The following is a 9,149-nucleotide window of genomic DNA, read 5'->3' on the forward strand; positions in this document are numbered from 1 at the left end:
CTGTCACACCCCGCCGGTACGGTTGTGACCATGAGTCAAGGACCCCGATCCGGCCTGACCGCGGTGAGTTCCGCGCTCCTCGCCATGAGCAGGCACCTGGAGGTGCGCGATGTCCTCAAGACGATCGTCGCCTCGGCCCGTGAGCTGCTCGACGCGGAGTACGCCGCGCTCGGAGTCCCCGACGACCACGGCGGCTTCGCCCAGTTCGTCGTCGACGGTGTCAGTGAGGACCAGTGGAAGGCCATCGGCCCCCTGCCCCGGCAGCACGGCATCCTCGCCTCGATGCTGCAGAAGGGCGAGACCGTCCGCCTCGGCGACGTGCGCGAGGACCCGCGCTTCGGAGGCTGGCCCTCCGCCCACCCGGACATGTCCGACTTCCTCGGTGTGCCCATCCACTCCGACGACGAGACGCTCGGGGCACTCTTCCTCGCCAACAAGAACTGCCCCAAGCCCCAAGGCGGTTGCGGCTTCACCGAGGACGACGCGGACCTCCTCGCCATCCTCGCCCAGCACGCCGCCATCGCCCTCACCAACGCCCGGCTGTACGAGCGCAGCCGCGAGCTGACCATCGCCGAGGAGCGCTCGCGCCTCGCCCACGAACTGCACGACGCGGTGAGCCAGAAGCTCTTCTCGCTGCGCCTGACGGCCCAGGCGGCCACCGCCCTGGTGGACCGCGACCCGTCCCGCGCCAAGGGCGAACTGCAGCAGGTGGCGGTGCTGGCGGCCGAGGCGGCGGACGAACTGCGCGCGGCCGTCGTGGAGTTGCGACCCGCCGCTCTCGACGAGGACGGCCTGGTGGCCACCTTGCGCACCCACACGCACGTGCTGGACCGCGCGCACTCCGCACACGTCACCTTCGAGAGCAACGGCGTGCGGGCACTGCCGGCCTCGCAGGAGGAAGCCATGCTGCGGGTCGCCCAGGAGGCCCTGCACAACGCGCTGCGCCACTCCGGCGCGGAGCACGTCGCCGTGCTGCTGGACAAGCGCGGCACCGGAGCCGTCCTGCGCGTCGTCGACGACGGTTCGGGCTTCGACCCGAAGTCGACACGGCGCGCGGGGCGACACCTGGGCCTGGTCTCCATGCGGGACCGGGCGAGCGGGGTCGGCGGACGGCTGACCGTGGAATCGGAGCCCGGCAAGGGCACAACCATCGAGATGGAGGTCCCCGGTGGCTGACGCTGTGGTCAACACGAAGACAGGGATCCGGGTACTGCTGGTCGACGACCACCAAGTGGTCCGCCGCGGTCTGCGCACGTTCCTGGAGATCCAGGAGGACATCGACGTCGTCGGCGAGGCGTCGGACGGCGCCGAAGGAGTCGCCCAGGCCGAGGAGTTGAAGCCGGACGTCGTCCTGATGGACGTCAAGATGCCCGGCATGGACGGCGTCGAGGCGCTCCGCAAGCTCCGCGAGCTCGCCAACCCCGCGCGCGTGCTCATCGTCACCAGCTTCACCGAGCAGCGCACGGTCGTCCCGGCCCTGCGCGCCGGCGCCGCCGGATATGTGTACAAGGACGTCGACCCGGACGCCCTCGCCGGCGCCATCCGCTCCGTGCACGCGGGGCACGTCCTGCTCCAGCCGGAGGTGGCGGGCGCGCTGCTCTCGCAGGAGGAGACGGGCGGCGGCCAGGGCAGGGGCGGCACCCTCACCGAGCGCGAGCGCGAGGTCCTCGGCCTGATCGCCGACGGCCGTTCGAACCGCGAGATCGCCCGCGCCCTCGTCCTCTCCGAGAAGACCGTCAAGACACACGTCTCGAACATCCTGATGAAGCTGGACCTGGCCGACCGCACCCAGGCCGCCCTCTGGGCCGTGCGGCACGGCGTGGCCGGCTGAGCAGCCGATATGCCCGGAGTGGCCGTCGACTTCCGGACTGAGATTCATACCGTCGTGTAGATGTCCCCCGATTGGCGTATCCAGTGTGACGGTCGGACGTTCTCCAGTGCGTGCTGCGGCGGCTGGCCGCAGCTTCTGCTCAGGAGGATGTAGAAGTGAAGAACCTGAAGAAGGCCGCCGCTGTCACGATGGTGGCCGGTGGCCTGGTCGCGGCCGGCGCCGGCATGGCCTCCGCCCACGGCGGCGCGCACGCCGACGGTGTCGCGAAGAACTCCCCCGGCGTCCTCTCGGGCAACCTGGTCCAGGCCCCGGTCCACGTCCCTGTGAACGTCTGCGGCAACACCGTCACCGTCATCGGCGGCCTCAACCCGGTGTTCGGCAACGTCTGCAAGAACCTCTGATCGCATCCTGCGAGCCGCACATCCCCCGACCCCGCCACCGGGATCGCCCATGTCAGCAGGAGGAGCACGTCCCATGAACAGCATCGCCAAGAAGGCCGCTCTGGCCGTCGTCACCGCCGGTCTCGCCGCGGGCGCGTCCGCCGGAGCCGCGTCCGCCACCACGGACGCCCAGGCCAACGGCGTCGCCAAGAACTCCCCGGGCGTCGGCTCCGGCAACCTCGTCCAGGTGCCGGTCCACGTCCCGGTCAACGCCACCGGCAACAGCGTGAACGTCATCGGTGTCCTCAACCCCGCGTTCGCCAACGCGACGGTGAACCACTGAGGCACAGCCCTCGGCATGGGCCCCGCGGACCGGTCGGGTCCGCGGGGCCCGCGGCGTCACACCCGACGCCCCCACGGCACGGAGGGCGCGGGGCTCAGTGCCCGCCCCGCTCCCGCTCCTCGACGTACGAGTTGAACGCGGCCACCTGCGCCCGCCGCGCCGTCCGCTCCACGGGCCGCAGCGCCTGCACCCGGGCGGCCATCTCCGAAGCGCTCACGGCCCCACCGTGCCCGTTCTCGTACGCCAGCGAGATCAGCAGGCCGACCCGCTGCGCCAGCTCCAGGACCCGCACCGCACGCGGCGGATAGCCCGGCGCGAGCAGCTCACGCCCCCGCTCGGCCCGCGCCCGGTACGCGTCGAGCGCGGCCTCAGCGACCGGCCCCGACCCCGCGACGTCGAGCCGGGACAGCACCTGCGTCGCCTCCCGCAGCGCCTCCGCGAGCTCACGCTCCGCCTCGCCCAGCGACGGCACGTCGGCGGGCGGCGCCTCCCGCACGGGCAGGCAGTGCCAGACGACCTCCACATGGACATCGCCGTCGGGCCCCGCCTCGTACACCTCGGGAACGAGCCCGTACGGCGCGCCGAAACCGACGACGGCCTCCTCCGCCTCCAGGGCGCGCGCGTTGAACTCGGGCGGCCCGCTCAGCCCGAGCGGATGCCCCGGCGCGGGCAGCGCCACCCGCAGTCCGGTCACGCCCAGCGAGCGCAGCCGCCCCATGGCGAGCGTGAGCCCGACCGGGCCCGACTCGCCGGGGAGTCCTTCGACCCGGTGCACCGCGTCCTCGCCGACCATCGCGAGCACCGCGTCATCCGGGGAAACAAGTCCGGCCAATAGGGCATTTCCCCATGCGGCCAGGCGTCCTGAGCGTGGTTCCGAGAGCATGCACACAGCCTAAGGACCGGCCTCACGACAGGAACGGTCGGCCGGTGGCGTAGGTTTTATCCGGGGGCCGCGTCCACAGGCGCGAGCGACGACCGAGACTGCAATGGGAGACAGCGCGCTCATGAGCGATGTACTGGAGCTTGAGGACGTATCTGTGGTCCGCGAGGGCCGGGCTCTGGTGGACCAGGTCTCCTGGTCGGTCAAGGAGGGGGAGCGCTGGGTCATCCTCGGCCCGAACGGCGCCGGCAAGACCACCCTCCTCAATGTCGCGTCCAGCTACCTCTTCCCGAGCACCGGAACCGCCACCGTCCTCGGCGAGACCCTCGGCAAGCCCGGCACGGACGTCTTCGAGCTCCGCCCGCGCATCGGCATCGCAGGCATGGCCATGGCGGACAAGCTCCCCAAGCGCCAGACCGTCCTCCAGACGGTCCTCACCGCCGCGTACGGCATGACCGCGGGCTGGCACGAGAACTACGAGGACGTCGACGAGCAGCGCGCCCGCGCCTTCCTCGACCGCCTCGGCATGAGCGGGTACCTGGACCGCAAGTTCGGCACGCTCTCCGAGGGCGAGCGCAAGCGCACCCTGATCGCCCGCGCCCTGATGACCGACCCCGAGCTGCTGCTCCTCGACGAGCCCGCCGCGGGACTCGACCTCGGCGGCCGCGAAGACCTCGTCCGCCGCCTCGGCCGCCTCGCCCGCGACCCGATCGCCCCCTCGATGATCATGGTCACGCACCACGTCGAGGAGATCGCCCCCGGCTTCACGCACGTCCTGATGATCCGCCAGGGCAAGGTGCTCGCCGCGGGCCCGCTGGAGCTGGAGCTCACCTCCCGCAACCTCTCCCTCTGCTTCGGCCTCCCGCTGGTCGTCGAGCAGCGGAACGACCGCTGGACCGCCACGGGGCTTCCGCTCGGCTGATCGGGCGCCCTGTCCCCGAAGGGACCCGCGGTCCTACCATGACCGGGTGGACATCGACGCATGGGTGTGGTGGCTGATCGGCGCCGCCGCGCTCGGAATCCCGCTCGTACTGACCGCGATGCCGGAGCTCGGCATGCTCGCCGTGGGCGCCGTCGCCGCCGCCGTGACCGCGGGCCTCGGCGGCGGCATGGTCGCGCAGGTCGTGGTCTTCGCCGCGGTCTCGGTCGCGCTCATCGCGGTCGTACGCCCGGTCGCGGCCCGGCACCGCGCCCAGCGACCCGAACTGACCACCGGCGTAGAGGCGTTGAAGGGCAGAACGGCCGTCGTCCTCGAACGGGTCGACGGCTCCGGCGGACGCATCAAGCTCGCGGGCGAGGTCTGGTCGGCCCGCGCACTCGACACGGACCGCATCTTCGAAGCGGGCCAGGCCGTGGACGTCGTCGAGATCGACGGAGCGACGGCCGTCGTCATGTGAATGCCCCACGGGCCGGATGACGGTCTGACAGACTCGACCAGCAAGATCTTCGCCGAGGCAAGAGGGGTACGGGGAAACCGATGCAACCAATCATCATCGTCCTGGTCATTCTGGTGGTGCTGGTCTTCATCGCCCTGATCAAGACCATCCAGGTCATCCCGCAGGCGAGCGCCGCCATCGTCGAGCGCTTCGGCCGCTACACCCGCACGCTGAACGCGGGCCTGAACATCGTCGTCCCGTTCATCGACTCGATCCGCAACCGCATCGACCTCCGTGAACAGGTCGTCCCCTTCCCGCCCCAGCCGGTGATCACCCAGGACAACCTGGTGGTGAACATCGACACCGTCATCTACTACCAGGTGACCGACGCCCGCGCCGCGACCTACGAGGTCGCCAGCTACATCCAGGCGATCGAGCAGCTCACCGTCACCACGCTGCGCAACATCATCGGCGGCATGGACCTGGAGCGGACCCTCACCTCCCGCGAGGAGATCAACGCGGCGCTGCGCGGCGTCCTCGACGAGGCCACCGGCAAGTGGGGCATCCGCGTCAACCGCGTCGAGCTCAAGGCGATCGAGCCGCCGACCTCCATCCAGGACTCGATGGAGAAGCAGATGCGCGCCGACCGCGACAAGCGCGCCGCGATCCTCCAGGCCGAAGGTGTACGGCAGTCGGAGATCCTCCGCGCCGAAGGTGAGAAGCAGTCCGCGATCCTGCGCGCCGAGGGCGAGGCCAAGGCCGCGGCCCTGCGCGCCGAGGGCGAGGCCCAGGCGATCCGCACGGTCTTCGAGTCCATCCACGCCGGCGACCCGGACCAGAAGCTCCTTTCGTACCAGTACCTCCAGATGCTGCCGAAGATCGCCGAGGGCGACGCCAACAAGCTCTGGATCGTGCCCAGCGAGATCGGCGACGCCCTCAAGGGCCTCGGCGGCGCACTCGGCAACTTCGGCCCGCTGGGGGGCGGCGGCGGTTCGGTCCCCGCACAGGGCAAGGAGCGCCGCGAACAGCCGCCGATCGACTGACGGGCCCCGAAGGGCCGCCGGCGCGGTACTAGGCGGCGGGCTGCGCCAGCCACCCGGGCAGCGAGGCCAACTCGTCCTTGCCCAGCGACAACAGCATCGCGTCGGCGGGCGTCGGCTCGAACGGCTGCCGCAGCAACGGCATACCGGCCTCCTCGGGGGTCCGGTTCGCCTTGCGGTGATTGTCCATCGCGCACGACGCCACCGTGTTCAGCCAGGAGTCGGCACCGCCCTGCGACCGGGGGACCACGTGGTCCACCGTCGTGGCACGCCTGCCGCAGTACGCGCACCGGTGCTGGTCACGGACCAGCACACCCCGCCGCGACCAGGGAGCCTGTCTTCGGAACGGCACTCGCACGTATCTGCACAGCCTGATGACGCGGGGCACGGGAATGTCGATCGCCGCCGCGCGCACGCGCAGTCCGGGGTGGGCGTGCTCGACCACGGCCTTGTCCTGTAGCACCAGAACGACGGCCCGGTTGAGCGACACCGTCGAGAGCGGCTCGAAGCTCGCGTTCAGCACCAGCGTGTCCCGCATCAACCTGCCCACCTCCCGTATGCACCGGCCCACCCCCTGGCGGGCTTGGATCAACTCTGGCCGGGCACGCCGAGATGGACAACGCAATAAAAAATGCCCGCCTCTGATCACTTCCATGACCAGAGGCGGGCAAACAATCGGTGAACGCTCAGTATCTGAGGGTCACTCAGCTCTCCGCGGGAGCCGCGTACTCCGCGATCACCTGAGCACGCGCCAGCGTGTGGAACCGGAGGTTGAAGCCGACGACCGCGGGCGTGGCGTCCGAGTCGGGCCCGAGCTTCTCCTGGTCCACCGCGTACACGGTGAACACGTAGCGGTGCGCCGGGTCGCCGGGCGGCGGCGCCGCACCCACGAACTCCTTCGCCCCGTAGTCGTTGCGCACCTGCACGGCGCCCTCGGGCAGTCCCTCGAACTTCCCGCTGCCCGCACCACCCGGCAGCTCGGTCACCGAGACCGGGATGTCGAAGACGGTCCAGTGCCAGAACCCGCTCCCCGTGGGGGCGTCCGGGTCGAAGCACGTCACGGCGAAGCTCTTGGTCTCCGGCGGGAAGCCCTCCCACCGCAGCTGCGGCGAGGTGTTCCCGGCCGCCTGGACCTGAGCATCCTTGAGGACCGCCCCCGGTTCGAAGTCCTCGCTCACGACCGTGAACGACGGCACGGACGGATGGAAGTCATGGGGAAGCGGCGGCCTCTTGAGCTCGCTCACGTAGGCACCTCCTGGTCGATTGCTGTCCCTTCCGAGCCTAGAACCAGTTGCGCTTGCTGCCGACCTGGGACAGCCACTCGTTCAGGTACGCCGCCCAGTCGGTGCCGTGGAAGTCGTTCAGCCCGACCTTGAACGAACGGAACGAGTCGCTGCTCTCGCTGAACAGACCAGGCTTCTTGTCCATCTCCAGTACGACGTCCATCTCGCGGTCGTCGGCGACGAAGCTCAGCTCGACCTGGTTGAGCCCGCGGTACTGCTGCGGCGGGTAGAACTCGATCTCCTGGTAGAACGGCAGCTTCTGCCGCGTGCCGCGGATGTGACCGCGCTCCATGTCCGCGTTCTTGAAGCGGAAGCCCAGCTGGATGAAGGCGTCCAGGATGGCCTGCTGTGCCGGCAGCGGGTGCACGATGATCGGGTCCAGGTCGCTGGAGTCCACGGCGCGCGCGATCTCCAGCTCGGTGGTCACACCGATGTCCATGCCGCGCAGCTGCTGCCCGTCGATGCTCGTGACCGGGGTCTCCCACGGGATCTCCAGGCTGAACTGCACGGCGTGCACCTGGTTGGCCCGCAGCGTGAAGGCGCCACCGAGCCGCTGCTTGATGAACTCGATGTCCTGCTTGGTCTCCTGGTCGTTGCCCTCGACCTCGACCCGGGCCTGCAGACCGACGGAGAGCCCCTCGATCTCCTGGTCCACGGACCCGCCCTGGATCCGCACCTCACCCTGGACCACGCCGCCCGGGACCACGTTGACCTCGGTCAGCACGGTCTCCACCGAGGCACCACCGGCCCCGAGACTCGCGAGCAGCTTCTTGAACCCCATGACACTCCATCCCCAGGCCGCCGCCTGTGGCTCGTCCCGACTTGGATACTTGATCGATAGAAACGCGAGGGGACCGCGCGCGGTTCCGCACCTCACCCCGGCGACCGGGCGGCCGGAGGACCACCCGTGAATCAGGACCAGGTGCAGTACGCTCGTACGGCATGATCGCGACCCCTGACCGTACGCCTCTCACCCGCGACTTCTTCGACCGCCCGGTCCTGGAGGTCGCCCCGGACCTGCTCGGCCGCATCCTCGTGCGCGACTCCGCGGCCGGCCCGATCGAAGTCCGCCTGACGGAGGTGGAGGCCTACGCGGGGGAGGTCGACCCCGGCTCGCACGCGTACCGCGGCCGCACGGCCCGAAACAGCGTGATGTTCGGGCAGCCCGGACACATGTACGTCTACTTCACCTACGGCATGTGGCACTGCATGAACCTGGTGTGCGGCCCCGAGGGCATGGCGAGCGCGGTGCTGCTGCGCGCGGGCGAGATCACCGAGGGCCTGGAACTGGCCCGCAAGCGTCGACTCTCGGCCCGAAACGACAAGGAACTGGCCAAAGGCCCGGCACGCCTGGCCACCGCTCTTGATGTGGACCGCCAGCTGGACGGCACCGACGTCTGCGGGGACCCGTCCTCCCCCTTCTCCGTACTGACCGGCACCCCGGTCCCGTCCGACCAGGTCAGCAGCGGACCTCGTACAGGAGTCTCGGGTGAGGGCGGCGTCCACCCGTGGCGCTTCTGGGTGGCCAACGACCCTACGGTGAGCCCTTATCGGGCCCATACGCCCCGACGCCGCCGGACTTGACGCGGGTTCGGTGCCTCCGTAAGGTAGTCCGAGTCGCATGAACCGGGTACGGCAATCTGCCAGCAGCCGGAAGCGACCAACCACTACCTTAACGACTTCCCCTCGGCGGGGTCTTATTCAGCATGCCTGCATGCCCGAATTCGAACTCGCGAGACTCGATTATGAGTTGCGGAGGGAATCCGCTAACGTAGTGAACACGCCGAAAGGCAAAGGCCCTCCAACGGCCACCGGAAATGAAATCCGAACCGGGAACGGAACGGAAAACGGATCTGGTAAGGTTGGAAACACGAAATACCGAAGGGAAGCGCCCGGAGGAAAGCCCCAGAGAACGCTCTGCGGGTGAGTACAAAGGAAGCGTCCGTTCCTTGAGAACTCAACAGCGTGCCAAAAGTCAACGCCAGATATGTTGATAACCCCGTCTCCAGCCGATCG

At 69.6% G+C, this 9,149-nt stretch carries 12 protein-coding genes; 8 read left to right on the forward strand and 4 right to left on the reverse strand.

The window, feature by feature from the left end:
- Positions 1 to 30: 30 nt before the first annotated feature.
- From AB0H82_RS27045 to AB0H82_RS27060, 4 genes are all read left to right on the forward strand, one after another.
- Positions 31 to 1,176, forward strand: a complete 1,146-nt coding sequence (locus AB0H82_RS27045; RefSeq protein ID WP_362997069.1) for a GAF domain-containing sensor histidine kinase — start codon at positions 31 to 33, stop codon at positions 1,174 to 1,176.
- Complete coding sequence (locus AB0H82_RS27050) at positions 1,169 to 1,831, forward strand: response regulator transcription factor (RefSeq protein WP_362997071.1); 663 nt, start codon at positions 1,169 to 1,171, stop codon at positions 1,829 to 1,831. Before AB0H82_RS27045 ends, AB0H82_RS27050 begins: the two co-directional genes overlap by 8 nt.
- A 155-nt stretch (positions 1,832 to 1,986) precedes the next feature.
- The gene (locus tag AB0H82_RS27055) at positions 1,987 to 2,232 is read left to right on the forward strand and encodes a chaplin (RefSeq protein WP_362997073.1); all 246 of its coding nucleotides are present in this window, start codon (positions 1,987 to 1,989) and stop codon (positions 2,230 to 2,232) included.
- A gap of 73 nt (positions 2,233 to 2,305) precedes the next feature.
- Positions 2,306 to 2,554 carry a chaplin gene (locus AB0H82_RS27060; protein WP_362997076.1) on the forward strand — a complete coding sequence of 83 codons (249 nt, stop codon included), beginning with the start codon at positions 2,306 to 2,308 and terminating at the stop codon, positions 2,552 to 2,554.
- Positions 2,555 to 2,648: 94 nt separating this feature from the next.
- On the opposite strand, the gene AB0H82_RS27065 is transcribed toward AB0H82_RS27060, so the two are convergent.
- Positions 2,649 to 3,437, reverse strand: a complete 789-nt coding sequence (locus tag AB0H82_RS27065; RefSeq protein WP_362997078.1) for a hypothetical protein — start codon at positions 3,435 to 3,437, stop codon at positions 2,649 to 2,651.
- Positions 3,438 to 3,558: 121 nt separating this feature from the next.
- Here AB0H82_RS27065 and AB0H82_RS27070 point away from each other — a divergent pair, with 121 nt between their 5' ends.
- The 3 genes from AB0H82_RS27070 to AB0H82_RS27080 all read left to right on the forward strand — a co-directional run bounded on the left by AB0H82_RS27070 (position 3,559) and on the right by AB0H82_RS27080 (position 5,853).
- Positions 3,559 to 4,356, forward strand: coding sequence for an ABC transporter ATP-binding protein (locus AB0H82_RS27070; RefSeq protein WP_362997080.1), 798 nt, complete (start codon positions 3,559 to 3,561; stop codon positions 4,354 to 4,356).
- Positions 4,357 to 4,402: 46 nt separating this feature from the next.
- A complete protein-coding gene (locus AB0H82_RS27075; RefSeq protein ID WP_362997082.1) occupies positions 4,403 to 4,831 on the forward strand; it encodes an NfeD family protein in 429 nt (142 codons plus the stop codon).
- Between the two features lie 80 nt (positions 4,832 to 4,911).
- Complete coding sequence (locus AB0H82_RS27080; RefSeq protein ID WP_362997084.1) at positions 4,912 to 5,853, forward strand: SPFH domain-containing protein; 942 nt, start codon at positions 4,912 to 4,914, stop codon at positions 5,851 to 5,853.
- A 28-nt stretch (positions 5,854 to 5,881) separates the two neighbouring features.
- Here AB0H82_RS27080 and AB0H82_RS27085 read toward each other — a convergent pair whose 3' ends face one another.
- The 3 genes from AB0H82_RS27085 to AB0H82_RS27095 form a co-directional block, all read right to left on the reverse strand.
- Positions 5,882 to 6,388: an HNH endonuclease gene (locus AB0H82_RS27085; RefSeq protein WP_362997086.1), complete on the reverse strand. Its 507-nt coding sequence runs from the start codon at positions 6,386 to 6,388 to the stop codon at positions 5,882 to 5,884.
- A gap of 166 nt (positions 6,389 to 6,554) precedes the next feature.
- Positions 6,555 to 7,094, reverse strand: coding sequence for a YbhB/YbcL family Raf kinase inhibitor-like protein (locus tag AB0H82_RS27090; protein ID WP_362997089.1), 540 nt, complete (start codon positions 7,092 to 7,094; stop codon positions 6,555 to 6,557).
- Between the two features lie 37 nt (positions 7,095 to 7,131).
- The gene (locus AB0H82_RS27095) at positions 7,132 to 7,914 is read right to left on the reverse strand and encodes a sporulation protein (RefSeq protein WP_362997091.1); all 783 of its coding nucleotides are present in this window, start codon (positions 7,912 to 7,914) and stop codon (positions 7,132 to 7,134) included.
- A 161-nt stretch (positions 7,915 to 8,075) separates the two neighbouring features.
- Between AB0H82_RS27095 and AB0H82_RS27100 the strand changes: the two genes are divergently transcribed.
- Positions 8,076 to 8,717, forward strand: coding sequence for a DNA-3-methyladenine glycosylase (locus AB0H82_RS27100; protein ID WP_362997093.1), 642 nt, complete (start codon positions 8,076 to 8,078; stop codon positions 8,715 to 8,717).
- Positions 8,718 to 9,149 lie beyond the last annotated feature (432 nt).

Source organism: Streptomyces sp. NPDC050732 (assembly GCF_040654255.1).
Taxonomy (GTDB): domain Bacteria; phylum Actinomycetota; class Actinomycetes; order Streptomycetales; family Streptomycetaceae; genus Streptomyces.